Annotated in this window: 16 protein-coding genes; 11 read left to right on the forward strand and 5 right to left on the reverse strand. The window is 67.7% G+C overall.

The genetic code is table 11. The features are described 5' to 3' along the window. The 3 genes from K8V11_RS02500 to K8V11_RS02510 all read right to left on the reverse strand — a co-directional run. On the reverse strand, positions 1-1,963 hold a 1,963-nt coding region (locus K8V11_RS02500), incomplete at its 3' end, for a molybdopterin oxidoreductase family protein (RefSeq protein WP_303910636.1). Then, positions 1,960-3,372 carry an MFS transporter gene (locus K8V11_RS02505; RefSeq protein ID WP_303910637.1) on the reverse strand — a complete coding sequence of 471 codons (1,413 nt, stop codon included), beginning with the start codon at positions 3,370-3,372 and terminating at the stop codon, positions 1,960-1,962. The genes K8V11_RS02505 and K8V11_RS02500, both read right to left, overlap by 4 nt. A 145-nt stretch (positions 3,373-3,517) precedes the next feature. Continuing rightward, positions 3,518-4,135, reverse strand: a complete 618-nt coding sequence (locus K8V11_RS02510) for an isochorismatase family protein (protein WP_303910638.1) — start codon at positions 4,133-4,135, stop codon at positions 3,518-3,520. Between the two features lie 123 nt (positions 4,136-4,258). Here K8V11_RS02510 and K8V11_RS02515 point away from each other — a divergent pair, with 123 nt between their 5' ends. Continuing rightward, positions 4,259-5,209, forward strand: coding sequence for a GlxA family transcriptional regulator (locus K8V11_RS02515; RefSeq protein ID WP_303910639.1), 951 nt, complete (start codon positions 4,259-4,261; stop codon positions 5,207-5,209). 49 nt (positions 5,210-5,258) lie between these two features. Continuing rightward, a complete protein-coding gene (locus K8V11_RS02520; RefSeq protein WP_303910640.1) occupies positions 5,259-6,158 on the forward strand; it encodes an oxidoreductase in 900 nt (299 codons plus the stop codon). Positions 6,159-6,178: 20 nt separating this feature from the next. On the opposite strand, the gene K8V11_RS02525 is transcribed toward K8V11_RS02520, so the two are convergent. After that, entirely contained in the window at positions 6,179-6,766 is a 588-nt protein-coding gene (locus K8V11_RS02525) for a TetR/AcrR family transcriptional regulator (protein WP_303910641.1), read from the reverse strand. Between the two features lie 140 nt (positions 6,767-6,906). Here K8V11_RS02525 and K8V11_RS02530 point away from each other — a divergent pair, with 140 nt between their 5' ends. Further along, positions 6,907-8,496, forward strand: coding sequence for an MDR family MFS transporter (locus K8V11_RS02530; protein ID WP_303910642.1), 1,590 nt, complete (start codon positions 6,907-6,909; stop codon positions 8,494-8,496). Here the strand turns inward: K8V11_RS02530 and K8V11_RS02535 are convergent. Then, positions 8,493-9,875 (reverse strand): FAD-dependent oxidoreductase, encoded by a 1,383-nt coding sequence (locus K8V11_RS02535; protein WP_303910643.1) that lies wholly within the window; start codon positions 9,873-9,875, stop codon positions 8,493-8,495. The genes K8V11_RS02530 and K8V11_RS02535 overlap by 4 nt on opposite strands. A gap of 215 nt (positions 9,876-10,090) precedes the next feature. Here K8V11_RS02535 and K8V11_RS02540 point away from each other — a divergent pair, with 215 nt between their 5' ends. The 8 genes from K8V11_RS02540 (at position 10,091) to K8V11_RS02575 (ending at position 20,000) form a co-directional block, all read left to right on the forward strand. Continuing rightward, complete coding sequence (locus K8V11_RS02540) at positions 10,091-12,430, forward strand: AAA family ATPase (RefSeq protein ID WP_303910644.1); 2,340 nt, start codon at positions 10,091-10,093, stop codon at positions 12,428-12,430. 218 nt (positions 12,431-12,648) lie between these two features. Beyond that, positions 12,649-13,179, forward strand: a complete 531-nt coding sequence (locus tag K8V11_RS02545; RefSeq protein ID WP_303910645.1) for a hypothetical protein — start codon at positions 12,649-12,651, stop codon at positions 13,177-13,179. Positions 13,180-13,356: 177 nt separating this feature from the next. Then, positions 13,357-16,440: a Na+/H+ antiporter subunit A gene (locus K8V11_RS02550; protein WP_303910646.1), complete on the forward strand. Its 3,084-nt coding sequence runs from the start codon at positions 13,357-13,359 to the stop codon at positions 16,438-16,440. Continuing rightward, positions 16,441-16,977 (forward strand): Na(+)/H(+) antiporter subunit C, encoded by a 537-nt coding sequence (locus tag K8V11_RS02555; protein ID WP_303910647.1) that lies wholly within the window; start codon positions 16,441-16,443, stop codon positions 16,975-16,977. Beyond that, complete coding sequence (locus tag K8V11_RS02560; protein WP_303910648.1) at positions 16,978-18,672, forward strand: Na+/H+ antiporter subunit D; 1,695 nt, start codon at positions 16,978-16,980, stop codon at positions 18,670-18,672. Next, positions 18,672-19,292 carry a Na+/H+ antiporter subunit E gene (locus K8V11_RS02565; RefSeq protein ID WP_303910649.1) on the forward strand — a complete coding sequence of 207 codons (621 nt, stop codon included), beginning with the start codon at positions 18,672-18,674 and terminating at the stop codon, positions 19,290-19,292. Before K8V11_RS02560 ends, K8V11_RS02565 begins: the two co-directional genes overlap by 1 nt. Before the next feature lie 5 nt (positions 19,293-19,297). Next, positions 19,298-19,681 (forward strand): monovalent cation/H+ antiporter complex subunit F, encoded by a 384-nt coding sequence (locus K8V11_RS02570; protein ID WP_369693022.1) that lies wholly within the window; start codon positions 19,298-19,300, stop codon positions 19,679-19,681. After that, positions 19,671-20,000 carry a monovalent cation/H(+) antiporter subunit G gene (locus tag K8V11_RS02575; RefSeq protein ID WP_303910650.1) on the forward strand — a complete coding sequence of 110 codons (330 nt, stop codon included), beginning with the start codon at positions 19,671-19,673 and terminating at the stop codon, positions 19,998-20,000. The genes K8V11_RS02570 and K8V11_RS02575 overlap by 11 nt, the downstream gene beginning before the upstream one ends. The last annotated feature ends 65 nt before the right edge of the window (positions 20,001-20,065 follow it).

Here is a 20,065-nt window from a genome sequence, read left to right on the forward strand (position 1 = left end):
CGCGGATTCGCACCATCGCCCCTTCTACGAGGTCGAAGGTGGTGGCGGTGTCGGGGTGCATCGTTACGGTGGCCTCGGGGTCGGTGCCCAGGAGTTCGGGCACGCGGCGGGTCTGCGCGCCGGACTGGTAATGCCCGAGCAGCCGGCCGGTGGTGAGCACGACCTGGCGCTCGGCGACACGGGTGTCGAAGGTGTCGGGAGTGCCCACGAGCAGTGAGAATCGGGCACGCCCGTCGTCGGTGGCGAAGGAGTCGAGGAACAGCCGCGGAGTCCCGCCGGGCGCGTCCTTGCCGCACGGCCAGTGCAGCGCCTCTCCGGCGTCGAGCCGGGCGTGGGAGATCGCCGAGTAGTCCGCGGCACCGCCGGCGGACGCGCGGGCGAGCTCGTCGAAGACCTCCGCGGGGTCGGTGGGAAACCAGTGCGCGGGCTTGCCGAGGCGCTCGGCGAGGGCGCGCAGGATGTCGAGTTCGTCGCGCGTTCCCTCGGGAGGCTCGGCGGCGCGGCGCCGGCGCAGCACGCGGCCCTCGAGGTTGGTCACGGTGCCTTCTTCCTCCGCCCACTGGCGGACGGGCAGGATGACGTCGGCCAGCCGCGCGGTTTCCGAGGGCACGAAGTCGGCGACGACGAGAGTGTCCAGTTCGCCGAGGCGCTCGGCGACGCGGGCGGCATCGGGCGCCGAGACGACCGGGTTCGAGGCGTGCACGAAGAGCATGCGCACCCCGGGCTCGCCGTCGGCGGCGAGATCCCTGCCGCAGGCGTCGAGCAGCTCGAACGCGCTTCGCCCAGGCCCGGGGATCTCGCCCGACTCGACGCCCCACACGTGGGCGACGTGGGCGCGCGCGGCGGGGTCGGTGATCTTGCGGTAGCCGGGAAGCTGATCGCACTTTTGCCCGTGTTCTCGCCCGCCCTGCCCGTTGCCCTGCCCGGTGATGGTGCCCCATCCCGAGCGCTCGCGGCCAGGCAGCCCGAGGGCGAGGGCAAGCGCGATCCACGCGGCCACGGTGTCGGTGCCGCGCGAGGACTGCTCGGTGCCGCGCGCGGTAAGCACGTAGGCGCCGCGCCCCGCCCGCGCGGCCTTCGCGAGCCGCTCGACAGTCGCGCGCAGCGCGGGCACGCCGACCCCGGTCACCGCCTCGGTCCGCTCGGGCAGCCACTGCGAGGCCACGGCCCACGCGTCGTCGAACCCGCTGGTGCGGTCGCGGATGTATTCGCTGTCGGCCCACCCGCGCGTGACGGCGATGTGCAGCAGCCCCGCGGCCAGCGCCGCATCGGTGCCGGGGCGATTTTGCAGGTGCACCCCTCCGGCCTCATCCGCGAGGCGCGCGGTGACGCTCCGGCGGGGGTCGACGACCATGAGCCCGCCCGCGCCTGTCGCCGTATCCAGGTGCGTGACCATCGGCGGCATCGTCTCCGCCGGGTTCGCTCCGACAAAGAGGATCGCTTCGGCGTCGTCGAGATCGGTGAGCGGAAACGGCATGCCGCGGTCGAGACCGAAGCATCGCGTCGCGCCCGCGGCCGCCGACGACATGCACCAGCGGCCGTTGTAGTCGATCTGCGAGGTACCGAGCCCGAGCCGGGCGAACTTGCCGAGCATGTACGCCTTCTCGTTGGTCAGCCCGCCTCCCCCGAACACGCCGACACGGTCGGGCTCGGTGCCGCCCGCGCTCGCCCGGTGCACCGCCTCGGCGATGACGTCGAAGGCCTCATCCCACGTGGCGGGCGCGAGCTCGCCTTCCTTTCCGCCGCGCCGGAGCAGCGGAGTCGTCAGGCGATCGCCGGTGTCGAGTACCTGCGCTGCCGACCAACCCTTGCGGCATAGCCGTCCGCGGTTGGTGGGAAAGTCGAGCGGGGTGATCTCGAGCGGGGCGCGGCGTCCGACGTCATCCTGCGTAGGGGTTGTGGGAGACAGCGCCATCCCGCACTGCAGCGCGCAGTAGGGGCAGTGGGTGTCGGCGCGGGTCATTTCTGGCGCACCAGGGCAGGGTCTGCAGCGTTGGCGGGGCGTTCTCCGCCCGGGAGGGAGGCGCAGGCCTGCGAGGTGCTCGTGCGGCGGCGCACCGTGGTGAAGAACGACAGGGTGATCACCGCGGCAACCACGTAGTACACCGCGAAGAACGCGAACGCCGAGGAGGCGTCGCCGGTGTCGAGGTAGGACTGGCGCAGCACCATATTGATGCCGACGCCGCCGAGACCGCCGATCGCCCCGGCGACACCGATAAGTGCGCCCGATGAGACCTGCGAGAACTCGCGGCGGCGCCCCGGTTCGAGGCTCTGATCGTGGACCTTCTTCCACGACACCGCCTCGAAGCTGTCCGGGATGAGCTTGTACACCGAGCCGTTGCCGACGCCCGAGGCGATGAACAAAACGATGAACAGGGCGACGACCACCGGCAGAGAATCGACCGCCGCGAGCGCGATCGAGCAGGCGAGCATGACGACGAACGCCGCGGCCGTGACGAGGCCGCCGCCGACACGGTCCGCCCACTTTCCGCCGTACACGCGGGCGATGGAGCCGAGCAGCGGACCGAGAAACGCGATCTGCGCGGCGTGCAGCGTCGCCTGCCCGGGGCTATCCCCGCCCGCGAGAAAGTGCTGCTGGAGCACCTGCCCAAAGGCGAAGGAGAAGCCGATGAACGAACCGAAGGTACCGATGTAGAGCAGCGAGATGAGCCAGGAATCGCGGTACTTCATCACCGCGCCGAGGGATTTGAGGTCCGCGGTGCGCCCGTCGATATTGTCCATGTAGAGCGCCGCGCCGACGCCCGCGACGGCAAGAAGCACGAGGTACACCGCACAAACGATCTCCGGCCGCGTATTACCGACGGTGGCAATGACGAGCAGACCGAGAAGCTGCACGACGGGCACGCCGAGATTACCGCCGCCGGCGTTGAGGCCGAGCGCCCACCCTTTGAGGCGCTGCGGGAAGAAGGCGTTGATGTTGGTCATCGAGGACGCGAAGTTGCCTCCACCGAAGCCCGAGAGCGCGGCGACGATCAGATACGCCCACAGTGCGTGGCCCGGGTCGAGCACGAGCAGCAGCGCACCACCGGTGGGGACGAGAAGGACGACGGCGGAGAACACGGTCCAGTTGCGGCCGCCGAACTTCGCGGTGGCGAGGCTGTAGGGCAGCCGTAGCACCGCGCCTGTCGCGGTCGCGGTGGCCGCGATGAGAAATTTATCGGCCGCGCTGAGCCCGTAGACGTCCTCGGGCATGAACAACACGAGCACCGACCACAGGCTCCACACCGAAAACCCGACGTGCTCGGCGACCACCGACCACAGCAGATTCCTCCTGGCGATCTTCTCGCCGCCCGCTTCCCAGGCTTTGGTGTCCTCGGGGTTCCAATTCTCGATCACGTGTGAGCGCGCCATCGCGACACATCCTTTCCGCAGTGGATGCGTCCGACGCTATGCGCGCGGCATTTCGACGAGGTTTACTCCCGTGAACGGCGTGAAACGACTGTGTTTCGTGCCCGCGCCCGGCCCGTAACAATTGCCGTCGGAAGGGCAGGTCCTACTAGGCTCCCGTCGCCGAGGCCACGAGGTTGCTGCCTTCCAGCGACGTTTCGTTTCCCAGAGCCGCGGTCCACTCGGCCGTCGTTGCGACGGAGGCGAAGTTCGAATTGAGCAGCACCATGAGGGTTTCATGCACGGCCTTCGCGGGGACGTCACCTTGCGCGTTCTTCAGGTTGATCGCGCCGGTGGCGTCCGAGAGCACCTCGACGGAGAAGCCGAGCGGTTCGGCGGTGACAGCCGTGCCGATCACGCAGTTGTTGGTCATGAACCCGACAAGGGTGACGGTGTCCACGTTCTTGGAACGAAGCCATTCCGCAAGGTCCGACTCGGAGAACACGCTGGCCACCGTCTTGGTCGCGGTCTTCCATTCGCCGGCTTCGCGGCGCGCGATCTCGGGATGGAGCTTTTGTCCTTCGCTCCCTTCGGCGAACACGGGCGCCCCCTCGGGGTAGATGTGCGCGAATGAGGCGATGGGGATTCCCGCCTCGGTCGCGGCGTCGACGGCGGCGAGGATGTTCGAGAGAGATTCCTCTCGCGGCGGGTGGGCGATAGCGAGCGGACCATCGAAGTACTCCTGCTGGACATCGATGATGACGAGCGCGCGATTCGGGGTGGTCATGGTGATCCTCCATTGGTTGGGATTGGGCGGTTCGTTCCCGGTCACCATCCATCGTGAAGGACACGACCTATACTCGCGAGTGTCTTTCTGGCACACCTTCGATGGAATCGGGCCAACTGAGCTATGAACTTCGCAATCTACGTATTCGACGGCATCTCGATGTTCCACGCTGCGGCGCCGCTGTCGGTGTTCGGCGAGGCGGCGAAGCTCCCCGCCGCAAGCGACTGGACGCTCACCGTGTGGAGCGACACGGGCTCCCCCGTTCGCACAGCCGAAGGCGTCGAGCTGGCGGCGCTATCCGGACCGGAAGCTCTCGACGTCGCCGATGTCGTCGTCATCCCGTCGTGGCATTCCGACTTCAGACCTGTAGAGGGATGGTTCCGCGAAGGCGTATCCCGCGCCCACACGAACGGCGCGCAGGTCGTCGGCTTGTGCCTTGGCGCCTTCCCCCTTGCGGCGTCCGGAATCCTCGACGGCCGCGCCGCGGTCACCCATTGGTCGGGCGCCGAGGAATTGGCGCGATCGTTCCCGCGGGTACAGGTGGCCGCGGATGCCTTGTACATGGACCACGGAGACGTTCTCACCTCCGCCGGCACTGCCTCGGGGCTCGACGCGTGCCTGCACTTCGTGCGGACCCAGCTCGGGGCGGAGCACGCCGCGGCGGTCGCGCAGAAACTCGTCATCGCCCCACACCGCGACGGCGGGCAGGCCCAATACATTCGTCGCCCTATGCCCACTCCGTCCGAGCACGGGCCGATGAGCGACCTTCTCGAATGGATCGTCGCGAACCTCGAACATTCCCTGACGGTCGAGACCCTCGCGGCCAGGACGCAGATGAGCACGCGCAACTTCACCCGCCGCTTTCGCGAGGCCACCGGGACGAGCCCTGCGCGGTGGATCGCGGCGCGCCGGCTCGACGAGGGCCGCCGGTTGCTGGAGACGACCGGGTGGACGATCGACCGGATCGCACGAACCTGCGGATTCGCCAGTCCCGTAACGTTTCGACAGAGCTTCGCCGCGGCATTTTCGACAACGCCGACGTCATACCGCAAGCGCTTTTCCCATGCCGCCTGAGCGTCGCGGATCCGCGCGCCGCGCGCACGAGTTGTGTTTAATGGGCGCCATGGCAACTCAACGTTGGACCGAAGCCGATATCGTCGACCAGACCGGGCGCACCTTCGTCGTCACGGGCGCGAATTCGGGGCTCGGCCTGCAGAGCACCAAGGCGCTCACGGCCGCCGGCGCCCGGGTCATCATGGCGTGCCGCAACATCGAGAAGGCAGAGGCGGCGCGCGAGGAGCTGCCCGCGGACTCTCGCAGGCTCGCCGAGGTCCACGAGCTCGACCTGGGCGACCTTCGCTCGGTCGACTCGTTCGTCTCCGGCATCGAAGACCGCGGCGTCGACGTGCTCATCAACAACGCCGGCGTCATGGACGTCCCGCTCGGCCGCACCGAGCAGGGCTTCGAGCAGCAGTTCGGCGTCAACGTGTTGGGGCATTTCGCGCTCACCGCGGAGCTCGAGCACAAGATCACCGACCGCGTCGTCTGGCTCGGCTCGCTCATGCATCAGCTCGGCTGGATCAACCTCGACGACCTCAACTACGAGCGGCGCTCCTACAATTCGTGGCTCGCCTACGGGCAGTCGAAGCTCGCGTGCGTCATGCTCGCCTACGAGCAGCAGCGCCGTTTCGTGCGCGAGGGTTCGTCGCTGCGCGCGGTCGTCGCGCACCCGGGGTATTCGGCCACGAACCTGCAGACGCACAGCGGCAACCCGGTGGTGCGCCAAATCATGAAGCTCGGCAATTCCCTGCCGCTTATCGCGCAGCCGCCCAACCGCGGCGCTCTGCCCGAGCTCTACGCGGCGACGGCACCGGATCTGCCCGGCGGCTGGTACATCGGCCCCGATGGGCCTGGCGAGGTTCAGGGCTTCCCGCGCCCGGTCGCGTCGAATAAGCGCAGCTATGACGTCGGAGTTGCCGAAAAACTCTGGGAGGCCTGCGCCGAGCTCGTCGAGCGGCGATAGCGTCCAAACCGCCCGCGCGCTCAGACCGTGCTGTGCGCGGGCGCGACCAGCGGAAGCACGAGGGTGTCGACGATTTCCTCGAGCACGGCGTGCGGCACCCGGTCCCGGGTGGTCATGATCTCACTGCGGAGCACAGCGAACGGCGCCTTGCGCACCATTCGTGTCGCCTTCTCCGGGTCGACCTCACCGCGCTCGATGGCGCGGCTGTACACCACCTCCAGCACGTCTGGCCCTTCCCCGAGCACGTGCTTGCGCAGCTCGGCGGGACTCTGTCCTGTGGCCTCGTAATACCCGCTCAGGTGCACGCGAATCCCGGTGAGCATGTGCTCCCGCGTCGCGTTCGACTGCTCAAGTAGGGCGATCAAATCCCCACGGAACGAACCGGTGTCGGGGACGCTGCGCGCGAAGAGCTTGAAATGGTGGGCGATCGTGTCACGCACGAGCTCGCCCTTGTCCGCCCAACGCCGGTAGAGCACGGCCCGCGACGTCTGGGCTCGCGAGGCGACCGCCTCGAATGTGATCCCGGAATAACCCGACTCACTCAGCTCCTGCCACGCGGCCTTGTACAGCGCATTCTCGAGATCTTCTCCTCTCCGACGGGTGGACATCACGACTCCTTTAGGTACGTTTGCGTATCCAATTCAATGCGCCTAGTATCGGATTGTCAAGATACAGAGTCGTATCTTAAATTTCACCTTAGAATTTCGCCGCCCGATCGGTGGCACACGATAAACGCACGAGGTAAATCATGTCTTCCCACCCGCCACAAGACGGCGTGCTACTCGAGGAGGCTCCCGGCGATCCCGGGGCCGACTCAACCCCGCACGTCAACGTAGCCGCCGTCTTCATCGGCCTCATGGCCACGATGTTGCTCGCTTCCCTGAACCAGACGATTCTCGCCACGGCACTGCCGACTATCGTCGGCGAGCTCGACGGCGTCGATCAGATGACCTGGGTTATCACCGGCTTTATCCTCGCCTCCACCGTCGTCATGCCGATGTACGGTCGCTTGTCCGACCTCTTCGGCCGCCGCCCGGTGATCCTCACCGCGATCGGGTTGTTCATGATCGGTTCGGTGGTCGGCGCACTCGCCGGCTCCATCGAAATCCTCATCGTCTCCCGCGTCATCCAGGGCCTCGGCGGCGGCGGTCTGATGATTCTGTCGCAGGCGGCCATCGCCGACGTCGTCCCCGCCCGCCAGCGCGGCAAGTACATGGGCGCCATGGGCGCGGTCTTCGCCGTGTCCTCGGTCGCCGGCCCGCTCCTCGGCGGCTGGTTCACCGAAGGGCCCGGCTGGCGCTGGGCGATGTGGTTCAACATTCCGATCGGCATCATCGCCATCATCCTGGTGTCGATCTTCCTCAACATCCCGCACGTCAAGTCGAAGCACATGCCGCGGCTCGACTACCTCGGCATGGTTCTCGTCGCCGGCGCGACCACCACACTCGTGTTGCTGTGCACGTGGGGCGGCACCCGCTACGACTGGATGTCGGCGCCCATCATCGGGCTCCTCATCGCCACCGTCGTCCTCGCCGTTGCCTTCGTCTTCACCGAGCTTCGCGCGGAGAGCCCGGTCATCCCGATGCAGCTGTTCTTCGAGCGCAACTTCGTACTGTGCGTCCTCGCCGCAATCTGCGTCGGCATCGTGATGTTCGGCTCACTCGGCTACATGCCGACCTACATCCAGATGGTCACCGGGGTTTCGGCCACGATGGCCGGTCTGCTCATGACCCCGATGATGGGCAGCATGCTCATCTTCTCGATCGGCTCCGGCATTTTCGTCTCCCGCACCGGCAAGTACAAGTTCTTCCCGGTCGTGGGCACGCTGATCATGGGGCTCGGCATGTTGCTGCTGTCGAACCTGCACCCGGAGTCGCCGCGCTGGGAGCTCCTCGGTGCACTCGCTGTGCTCGGCATGGGCGTCGGCCTGTCCATGCAGATCCTCACCCTCATCGTGCAGAACACCTTCCCCGGCGCGATCGTCGGTACGGCGACGGCGTCGGTGAACTACTTCCGCCAGGTCGGTGCAACGGTCGGCTCGGCGCTCGTGGGCGCGTTGTTCGCCTCGCGGCTGATGTCCAATCTCATGGAAGCGCTGGGTGGAAATGCGCCTGCCGGCAGCGGTGGCGGAACGTCGCTTACTCCCGAGATGGTCGACGGCATGCCGGATGCGCTCCGCCTGCCGATCGTGACGGCGTACAACGACGCCTTGCTGCCGATCTTCCTGTGGATGGCACCGCTGGGCGTCGTCGCGGCGATCATCATGTCCTTCGTCAAGGAGCACGCGCTCAAGGAAACCGTGGAAAAGAAGGTCGAGCCGGTCGGCGCGGACGCCTAGGAGCGCTCCGGCTCTGTGGTGCTGCCCGGGTGGATGATCTCCGCGGCGGCCCTCGCGCCCGATTCCAGCGCACCCTCGAAATAGCCCGTGAACTCACGGGCTATTTCCGTACCCGCCCAATGCACGCGGCCATGGGGTTCTGCGAGCGAGGCGTCGTGTGCGGTGATCGCGCCGGGCACGAGGTACGCCGCATATCCTCCACGCGCCCATTCCTCTTCGCTCCACACGCATTCGGTGTAGTCGACCGGCTCGGCGGCGGCCTCCCCGAAGATCGCCACGAGGTCGCCGACCACCTCCTCGCGCCGGTCCTCGGCGGCCATGTCCGTGAGCCGCGTCGCGTGCTCGGCCTCGATGAGAGCGACGAGTACGCCGGCCCCTTCGTGCGCGCCCTCGCCTTGCCCTGGGTCGAAGACGACGCCGACCGACAGGCCCAGTCCGAGCGCCGAACCACTGAGCCCGCCGTTTCGCCAGAATGGCGTCTCGTAGGCGACGTGCACCTTGATCACCTCGCCCATGAGCTGGCGCCGCAGTAGACTCCGGCGCCGCGCCGGAAGCGCCGGCGAGAACTCGATCTCGGCCACGAGCGGAGGCGGGACGGCGACGATCGCCCACCGTGCTCGAAATTCCGCGGCGTCTGTATATACGGAAACTCCGGCGTCATCCTGCACTATTTTTCGCACCGGCTGCTCGAGCCGCAGCTCGCCGGAAAGCTCCTCGCCGACGGCCTCGGGCAGGCTCCACGCGCCGCCGACTACAACGTCCTGCTGGGCCCCGCCTTCGACGGCGATCATCGAATCAAATCCGCCACTTTGCCGCACGATCTCAAGAAAGTGCAGGTAGGACACTCCCGCGAGCGGGGCGCAGACAATCGCCGCGATCGCCGCGCGGAGCAATTCACGCGCGGGGACCGATCGCACGTTCCGCCGCAGCCAGCCCTCGACGGTCAGCGCATCGAGCATCGCGGCCCGCGACGCCAGGTGCGGAAGCGCCCCTTCGGGAAGGTTTTTGACGTCGGAGGCAATGCGCCTCTGGGCCAGCGCGGCCTCGGCGAGCGCCACCTTCGGCAGCGGCGGAAGCACACTCGAATAGGACTTCGCCTTCCCGCTGCGGTGCAGCATCGCGTCGCCGTCGCCGAACTGTGGCGCGAGCTCGATGCCGCGTTCCTTCGCGGCCGCCCGGTAGCGGTGGTGCGCGGCGCCGATCCACTGCCCACCGTGGTCGATCCGACGACCGGCGATCTCGCCGGGCTTGCAGCGGCCGCCGACGCGGTCGCTCGCCTCGAGCACGAGGACCGATTTTCCGGCGCGGCGCAGCTGGGTGGCGGCGCCGAGCCCGGCCAGGCCCGCGCCGACGATGATGACGTCGACCTCAGAGTCCACCTTCGACCGCCTCCTTCGCGTCCAGCTGCGCGATCGTGTGCTCGTGCGCGGCCACCTGGGCCTCGAGTCGGTGAATCCTGCGTGCGCTGTCGTTGAAGCCGAACATGATTCTCACCCTACGGAGAATTCGCCGGGCAATGCCGGTTCGTACCGTGCGCGGGCAGCGAAGCCCGGCCCCGCGCGTCCCATGCCGCCGCTCCATTACGCTGAAACGTGTGACTGACTCCGCCGAGCTGACCCTGACCCTGCGCGTGCTCGCGTCGGCCTCCGACGCGCGGCGCGGCATCGTCCGCCTCCACCCCGAGGTCCTCACGGCCCTGGGGATGCGGCAGTGGGACGCGCTCGAGCTCGTCGGCGCGCGCACCACCGCCGCGGTCGCGGCCGCCTCGCCGATGGACACCTCGCAGGCGTTGTGCATCGTCGACGAGGTCGTCGCCGCGAATTGCGGTCTCACCGACGACAGTCGCGTCATCGTGCGCCCCGCCGAGGTCATCGGCGCCACCGAGGTCGTCGTCGACGGCCCGCGCCTTGCCCAGGCCACCGTCACCGAGCGCGTTCTGCGTTCGGCGCTGCTCGGCAAGGTCGCCCGCGTCGGCGACTCGCTCACCCTCATGCCGCGCGACCTCGGCCCGTCGTTTCCCACCGGCGACACCACGCGCACCCTGTCGAATTACCTCGGCGCGGCGTGGTCCTCGCAGCTCATCACCGTCACCGGCACCGAACCCGCCGGCTCTGTGTCGATCCGCCCGTCCACTGCCGTGCGCTGGGTCTCCGACGCCTCCTCGGAGTCCCCGTCCCCCGCCGGTTCGGGCACTTCGCCCATGACGTCGGACGCCACATCCTCTCGCCCCCACTCCTCCCCTTCCTCAGGGACGGGCACAGCCACGCGGGCGCGATCCTCGGCGGCCGCAGCGGCGCAATCCACGTCCACCGCGTCATCCTCGATCGCCGACCTCGCGCGCGCCGAGATCGAGTTCGTCGACCGCGACCGGCTCGTCGGCGTCACCGAGCAGGCAGAAACACTCGCGGGCTGGTTGCGCCTCGCACTCGACAGGCCCGAGCTACTCCAGACGCTCGGCGCGGCGGCGCACCTCGGCGTCATGGTGACGGGCCCGGCGGGGGTGGGTAAGGCGACCGTAGTGCGCAGTGTGTGCGGGGACCGCACGTGCGTGGCGCTCGACGGGCCTCTCACGGGTTCGCTCTCGTCCGAGCAGCGTCTCGAGGCCGTCCAGGCGCTCACCGCGGAGGTGCGCTCGGGCGGCGGTGTGCTGCTCATCAACGACGTGGACGCGCTTCTGCCCTCGACCCCGGAACCCGTGGCCACGCTCATCCTCTCCGAGCTGCGCGATGTCGCCGCGGCCCCCGGCGCCGCGCTCGTCGTCACGGCCGTGTCCGCCGAGTCCGCCGACTCCCGCCTGCGCGCCCCCGACCTCTGCGACCGCGTGCTCGACCTTCCGCTCCCCGACGCGGTGGCGCGCGAGGGCATCCTCGAGACGCTGCTCGCGGACGTCCCGCAGGGCGAACTCGATTTCGCGGATATAGCCGCGCGCACCCCGGGTTACGTCGCCGGGGATCTGCGCGCGTTGTGCCGCGAGGCAGGGATGCGCGCCGCCGGCCGCGCCGGCGAGGACACCGTGGAAGACACCGGGGAGGATTCGGGCCCGCGCATCGAGCAGGACGATCTCGACGGCGCGCTGCGCGTCATCCGGCCGATGTCGCGGTCGGGCATGGAGGAAGTCTCCCTCGGTTCGATCACCCTCGACGACGTCGGCGACATGGTCGACACCCGCCAGGCGCTGACCGAGTCCGTGCTGTGGCCGCTCCAGCACCCCGAGTCCTTCCAGCGCCTCGGCATCGAGCCGCCGCGCGGGGTGCTGCTCTACGGGCCGCCGGGGTGCGGCAAGACGTTCCTCGTCCGCGCGCTCGCCGCGTCCGGCCAGCTCACGGTACACATCGTCAAGGGCGCCGAGCTCATGGACAAGTGGGTCGGCTCCTCGGAGAAGGCGGTGCGCGAGCTGTTCCAGCGCGCCCGCGATTCTGCGCCGTCGCTCATCTTCCTCGACGAGGTCGACGCGCTTGCCCCGCGCCGCGGGCAGTCCTCGGACTCCGGCGTCGGCGATCGCGTCGTCGCCTCGCTGCTCACCGAGCTCGACGGCGCCGAGCCGCTGACCAACGTCGCCGTGCTCGGCGCGACCAACCGGCCCGAGCTCATCGACCCCGCGCTCCTGCGCCCCGGCCGCCTCGAGCGCCTCGTGTTCGTTCCGCCGCCGGATGCCGACGCGCGCGGGGACATCCTCCGCACCGCCGGCCGCGATGTGCCTCTCGCCGAATCCGTCGACCTCGACGCCCTCGCCGCCGACCTCGACGGTTACTCGGCCGCCGATTGCGCCGCGTTGCTGCGCGAGGCCGCGATGACGGCGATGCGCCGCGATCTCGACGCCGCCGAGGTCACCGGCGAGGACATCACCGCCGCCCGCAAGTCGGTCCGTCCCTCCCTCGATCCAGTACAGGTCGAGTCCCTGCGCACCTACGCCGATTCCCGGTCCGGCGACTAGCACCGCGCTCGGCGAAATCCCACGGTGCGGAATTTCGCGTCCGAAAGTCTTGCCTTCCGTCCTCGCGCGGTCTAATTTCAAGGCATGCGCTTTTCCATCCTCCTCGTAGGCAGACGCAGCGAGGTCCAGCACTAGGACCGACACCTCGCTCGCGTCTCCTCGTCGTATGTCGGTCGCAGCCCCAAAGGCTCCCGCTTCACGAGGAAGACTTCAGAACGATGGAACAGCCCACCCACACTTTCACCGCCGCCCGAGCGGCTTCCGGCGCCACGACGTCATCCAGCACTGCCACCGAACATGGCATCCACCCCTACACCCGGCGCTTCGAGCGTCCACTGCCGCCGGCGTTCGCCGCGGAATCGACAGGGATGACCTGGCGCACCTTCTGCTCCACCTACGCCCCGGAAAACGGCCCGCTGCGACTGCGCGACTGGCACGAACGCGCGCTCGGCCGCGGCGAGCACCGCTTCGAGGCGATCTTCAGCACGACTTGCCCCGACGCTTCCGCCGTCCGCGCGCAGACCACCGCCTCCGGCGCAATCGCCGCGTGCAGCGAAATGCTGCACGGCCTGGGTTTCGGTATCGAGATCGAGCGCTTCCACCAGCACCACCGCGGTTCCACGTGGGCGACGATGCTCTTCTGCACCACAGGAGGCAACACCACGGGCGCCTGGGCGATCGGCTTCGGCGAAAACAGCGCCGAAGCGTCCGTCAGGGCGATGCTGTCGGCGATCGCACGGCTGTACTGAAGAACCGACGGGAACCGTGCATGGAGCAAAACTCCTAGTCAGTTTTATTTAGCGTGCTCAGGCTAAGTTTTCGGGTTGATGATCACACCTTCCGGCTGCGGGCCGATAACGTCGTTTCGCTATACTGGCGAAGGTTTCATTTCGTAAACAATCGAAACTTCGTTCGGAGGGCAGAAGGTGCTTTATGTTCTTGGGTCCCTCTTCATTGCATCGTTTCTAGCGGTCCCGCTCACGCGCGTTCTCGGCCGCAAGGCTTTTCCGATCATCGCGCTCGTACCCGCCGCAGGCGCGGTCTGGGTGCTCACGCAATGGGGAACAGAGCCCGAGGTGAGCTACAGCTGGGTCGAATCCCTCTCGCTCTCGCTCACGCTGCGCATGGATGCCCTGTCGATGCTCATGGCGCTTATCGCGCTCGGCGTCGGCGCGCTCGTGCTGTTCTACTGCACCTTCTATTTCTCCGACGACGAACCCCGCCTGCATCTTTTCGCCGGACAGCTCACCGCGTTCGCGTTCGTCATGTTCGGCCTCGTCGTGTCCGACGACATGCTGCTCATGTACATCTTCTGGGAACTGACCTCGGTGCTGTCGTTCCTGCTCGTCGGGCACTACGCAGAACGCGCCACATCCCGCCGTGCCGCGACGCAGGCCCTGATGGTCACCACGCTCGGTGGTTTGGCGATGCTCGTGGGTGTCGTCATCCTCGGCGAGACCGTCGGCTCATACCTACTCAGTGACGTCGTCGCCGCCGAGCCCTCCGGGACGGCCGTGCGCGTCGCGCTCCTTCTCGTCATCCTCGGTGCGGTCACGAAATCGGCCATCGCGCCCTTCCACTTCTGGCTTCCCGGCGCCATGGCCGCGCCCACGCCGGTCTCCGCGTACCTGCACTCGGCGGCGATGGTCAAAGCGGGCATCTTCCTCGTCGCGCGCCTGTCGCCCGGCCTTTCGGGTTCGCCGACGTGGCAGATCGTCCTCATCGGCCTCGGCACCGTCACCCTGCTCATGGCGGGCTGGCGAAGCCTGCGCGAATACGATCTCAAGCTGATCCTCGCGTTCGGCACCGTCTCCCAGCTCGGCTTCCTCATGATTCTCGTGGGCATCGGCTCACGCGACACCATGCTCGCCGGGCTCGCCATGCTCGTCGCGCATTCGTTGTTCAAGTCGGCTCTGTTCATGTCGGTCGGCATCATCGACCACGAGACGGGCACCCGCGACATCCGCCACCTGTCAGGCCTCGGCCGCCGCTGGCCGGTGTTCTCCACGTTCTTCGTGCTCGCCGCGGCCTCCATGGCTGGCCTTCCGCCGTTTATCGGCTTCGTCGGGAAGGAGGCCGCGTTCTCGACGGTGCTCACCGATCCGCGCCTGCACGGAATGCCGGGCCCCGTCATCGCCGGAGTCCTTGTCATCGGCTCCGTGCTCACCTTCGCCTACTCGGCGCGCCTGGTCATGGGTGCGCTGCGCAGCAAGGCGAGCCATAGCTTCGGCCGCTCCCCCGCGGTGTCCGCGTCGCATGCGCCATCGCTCGGGTTCCTCTCGGTGCCGGCGCTTCTCGCGCTCGGCGGGCTCGCCTTCGGCCTGTACTCGGCGCCGCTGGAATCGCTGTTCACGCAGTTCGTCGACGTCGTCTTCCCGCCCGGCTCGAAGTGGACCTCGGACCACCCGTACCACCTCGGCCTGTGGCACGGGTTCACCCTCCCGCTGCTCCTCACCGCCGTGGTGTACCTGCTCGGTGTCCTTCTCTACGTCACCCAGCGAACGGTCGAGCGTCTCCAGTTCAACAAGCCGGCACTCGGTAACGCAGACCGCATCTACGACGAGGTCCTCCGCCTCGGAGACAAGGCGTCGCTGCGGCTCACCGCGTTCATCCAGCGCGGTTCGCTGCCGCTCAACATCATTATCATCATGACGACGTTCGTCGTGTTCCCCATGATGTCGCTGCTCATCGGCACCCGCGAGGGGCTGCGCGTCGAGCTCGCGGCGGCGCCGGTGATCTACGCGCTCATCATCCCCGTCACGATTGCCGTGCTCGCAGCGTGCGTGCTGCACAACCGCCTCGCCGCGGTCGTGTGTGTTTCCGTCACCGGTTTCGCGGTCGGCGCGATCTTCGCCTTCCACGGCGCCCCGGACCTCGCGGTCACGCAGGTGCTCGTCGAGACGCTCATGATGGTCGTGTTCGTGCTCGTGCTGCGCACCCTGCCGCCGAACATGGCGAAGATGAGCGGATTCATCCGCACCCGCGCGTGGGTCGCGATCGGCGTCGGCGTCACCGTCATGATCATCGGCGCCTACGCCTCCAACGCGCGCGTCGCCGACCCCATCGGTATGCGCTTCCCCGAGATCGCCTACCTCCTCGGCGACGGCAAGAACGCGGTCAATGTCACCCTCGTCGACATCCGCGCGTGGGACACGCTCGGCGAGATCACGGTGCTCATCGTCGCCGCGACCGGAGTCGCCTCGCTCGTGTTCCGCATCGGCCGCTACGGTTCCGGACCGCGCCTCGCGGATGCCGCCAAGACCCGGTCCGGGCGCCGCGCCCTCGGCGCCGCGCGCAAGCACGGCACCGATCATCTCGGCGGCTTCCTGCGCGGGGCGTCGGTGCGCGATCCGGAGGCACGCTCGCTCGTGCTCGAGGCGACCACCCGCGTGGTCTTCCCGACGATGATGGTGCTCTCGCTGTTCTTCTTCTTCGCCGGTCACAATAACCCCGGCGGCGGTTTCGCCGGTGGCCTCGTCGCCGGGCTCGCGCTGCTGCTGCGTTACCTCGCCGGCGGACGCTACGAGCTCGGCGAGACCATCCCGTTTGACGCGGGCCGGCTTCTCGGCGCCGGCCTGATGATCTCGGCGGGCACTGCGGCCGTCTCGATCTTCTTCGGCGCGCCCCCACTGAGCTCGGCCGTGTTCGAGGCGACGCTGCCGGTGTTCGGGGACGTGAAGTTCCACACCGCACTCATCTTCGACGTGGGCATCTACCTCGTGGTCGTCGGGCTGGTCCTCGACATCCTGCGCTCGCTCGGCGCCCGCCTCGAGCTCGACGCCCGGGACGTCACCGAGCTGCGCGAGCGCCTGTCCCGGCGCCAGATGTCGAAGTCCGGTTCGTTGCCGCTCGGCCGCTTCTCGCTGCTCGACGACGACAAGAACGCCGCCTCCCAGAAGGCGCCCCCAGTCCACCTGCACGAAATGCCCGTCGCCGCGGAGAACTCGGCAGGTCCGACGTCATCCGGCAAGGAAGCGACGGACGACGGCGCACAGAAGGGAGACCGGTAGATGACTGCAGATTTCGGCATTCTCCTGCTGTGCGGCGTGCTGTCCGCCGGCGGCGTCTTCCTCATCCTCGACCGCACGCTGCTGCGCGTGATCCTCGGGCTGATGATGCTGAGTAATGGCATCAACCTGCTGATCCTCGCGATGGGCGGGCCTCCCGGGAATCCGCCGATCCTCGGGCGCGGCAACATCGAGGGCGCCGGCGATGTCGACACGGTCGTGCAGGCGCTGATCCTCACCGCGATCGTGATCACGGCCGGCGTCGTCGCGTTCCTGCTCACGCTGATGTATCGCTCGTACCAGTTCACCACCGACGACGAGGTCGAGGACGACCCCGAGGACACCAAGGTCGCCTCGCGCTCGCCGAAGGACATGTCCTCGGCGCCCGACCGCGACCGCTCGGACGACCCCCTCACCGGTGAGCCGACCGAACTCGGCGATCAGCTCGAGTACTCGGACTCGATCGACGACTTCGATGCCCAGGCCAAGCGCGACGCGAAGGAAGCCGAAGAAGACACGAACGAGGGAGGCGAGAAATAGATGACGCTCTCCCCCGATCTCTTCCCGATCCTCATCCCCGCGATGTTCCTCGCGCCGCTGCTCGCGGCGGCGCTGTGCCTCATCGTCTCGCGGCGTAGCACCCTGCAGAACACGATCACGCTGCTCACGCTGACGCTGACCACCGTGATGGCGTTCGGTCTGCTCATGCTCGCCGACACCTACGACGTCGGCGTCGTGCAGGTCGGCGGCTGGGAGTCGCCGTTCGGCATCTCGCTGGTGGTGGACCGGTTGTCGGCGTTCATGCTGCTCGTCTCGCAGCTCGTGCTGCTGTCGGTGATCATCTACGCAGTCGGACAGGGCATTCGCGACGGCAGTAAAGAACAGCCGGTCTCGATCTTCCTGCCGACCTACCTCGTACTAGCCGCGGGCCTCAACAACGCCTTCATCGCCGGCGACATCTTCAACCTGTACGTCGGCTTCGAGATCCTCCTCGCCGCCTCGTACGTGCTGCTCACGCTCGGCGCGTCCCAGTCGCGCGTGCGCGCCGGCGTCTCCTACACGGTCGTGTCGATGGTGTCGTCGCTTATCTTCCTCGTCGCCATCGCGCTCACGTACGCCGCCGTGGGCACGCTCAACATCGCCGACATCGGCATGCGCATGGGCGATGTGGGTGACGGCGTGCGCAACGCGATCTTCGCGGTGTTCCTCGTCGCGTTCGGCATCAAAGCGGCGATCTTCCCGCTGTCCTCGTGGCTGCCGGACTCCTACCCCACCGCGCCGGCGCCGGTCACCGCGGTGTTCGCGGGGCTGCTCACCAAGGTCGGCGTGTACGCGATCATCCGCGTCCACTCGGTGGTGTTCCCCGGGGGATCGATGGACGCGGTGCTCATGGTGGCCTCGCTACTCACGATGCTCGTGGGCATTCTCGGTGCCATCGCACAGTCGGACATCAAACGTATTTTGTCGTTCACGCTGGTCAGCCACATCGGCTATATGACGTTCGGCGTGGCGCTGTCGTCGGAGCTGGGGCTTTCGGCGGCGATCTACTACGTCGCGCACCACATTCTCGTGCAGACTTCGATGTTCCTCATCGTCGGTCTCATCGAACGTCAGGCGGGCAGTTCGTCCCTGCGCACCCTCGGTTCCCTGGCCATGGCCAGCCCCTTCCTCGCGGTAATGTTCCTCGTGCCCGCTCTCAACCTCGGCGGAATCCCGCCGTTCACCGGGTTCATCGGCAAGCTCGCCGTCATCCGGGCCGGGGCGCAGGACGGATCCGTGCTCGCCTGGACGCTTATCGCGGGCTCGGTGATCACGTCGCTGCTCACGCTGTACGTGATGGTGCGCGTGTGGTCGAAAGCGTTCTGGCGGCCCAGCGCCGACTCGCCCGAGGGCGCGGTCGACGCGTTCCCCGTCTCGCTGCTGCCCGCGAAGGACCGAGTCGAGCAGGAGGAACGTGAATCGCCCGGGCGCATGCCGTTCACGATGGTCGCACCGACTGTCGGGCTCATCGGCGTCTCGCTGGTGATGACCTTCGCTGCCGGCCCGCTACTCGACGTCACCGACCGCGCCGCGCAGAGTCTGCGCAGCACCGAATACATCGACGCCGTCGGCCCCGACGCCGCCGAGGCCGGGCGCGACACCACGCGCGGCAGCAACGCCGTTGACGCCGAACGTCCCGCCGACAGGGCCGCCGCCGGCGCCGCGGCGGAAGAAAGTGCCGAGGGAGGCCGGTAATGCGCGACTTCAAAGGACTCGGTCTACGCGTGGCGACGGGCTGCTGGCTGGCATTCGCCTGGGTCCTGATGTGGGGCAGCCCGACGAGCCTCGGCACCTGGGTCTCCGGATTCGGCATCGCTCTGGTCGTGATGGTCGTGTTCCCGCTACCCCGGCGCAAGGTGATCGGCACCCTCCACCTGTTCGACGCCATCCGTCTGGTGCTCTACGTGCTCGGGCAGGTGACGATCTCCTCGGTCGAGGTGGCCTGGGTGTCGCTGAGCCCCTGGCGAAAGCCCACCGCCGCGCTGCTCGTCGCGCCGATGCGCCTCGAATCGGACTTTGTACTCTCGCTCGCGGTCAATACGCTCAACATCATCCCCGGCGGCATCGTCGTGCGCATCGACGAACGCAATCGGCAGGTGATCATGCACGTCTTCGAGGCCGGTTCACAGAAGGACGTCGAGAAGTTCTATAAGAACATCGCCGCGATCGAGTGGCGCTATGTGCGCGCCTTCGAGCCGCGGGAGAACCTTGAGCGCCTCGAGCAGGCCCGCCGGACGACTCCCGTCGCGCCGGCGATCAAGGACGAGTGGCTCGTGGACGGCGCCGAATTCGAAACCAACTCGGAGGTGCGGTAGCGACCATGGAAACGTTTGAACAGGTAGTGCTCTACATCTGCGCCGGCGTGCTCAGTGCGTCGCTGCTGCTCACCATGTTCCGCATGGCAATCGGCCCGAACAGTATCGACCGCGTGATGAGCCTCGACACGATCTCGGCGACCGCGCAGTGCGGCGTCGCGCTGTACATCGCGTGGACCCTCGACACCACGCCGATCCCGATGGTGCTCGTGCTCGCGCTCATCGGATTCCTCGGCTCGGTGTCCGTCGCGCGTTTCCGCGTGCCGGACAGCAACGTGGTACCGGCCGGACTCGGCGCCGTCGAGCGTGGATCGGCTGCCGGTCAGGCCGCCGCCCACTCCATGCCGAACGCGATGAACGACGAAAAGGGGAAGAAGAATGGTCAGTGACATCATCTCTGTCGTCGGCGTACTGCTCATCCTCTTCGGCTGCATTCTCACCCTCGCCGCCGGCGTCGGGCTCGTCCGCTTCAAGGATTCGCTCACGCGCATGCACCCCGCAGCCAAACCGCAGGTACTCGGGCTCGTTTCGGTTCTCGCGGGCGCCGCATTGCGTCTGCAGAAGCCACTGGAGGTCGGGGTGTTCCTGCTTGCCGGCCTGTTCGCGATCATCACCGCGCCTGTCGTGGCCAATCGCGTCTCCAACGTTGCCTACCACGAGTCCGGGCAAGTCCGCCGCGATAAGTCCGACCCCCTCGAAGACGCCTGACACACACAGCCGCGATCGACGAAGACGGACGCGAAAAAGCCGGGGAGCACGCGAGAATACCTCTC

The organism is Dietzia timorensis, assembly GCF_020742175.1.
Classification (GTDB): Bacteria; Actinomycetota; Actinomycetes; order Mycobacteriales; family Mycobacteriaceae; genus Dietzia; species Dietzia timorensis_A.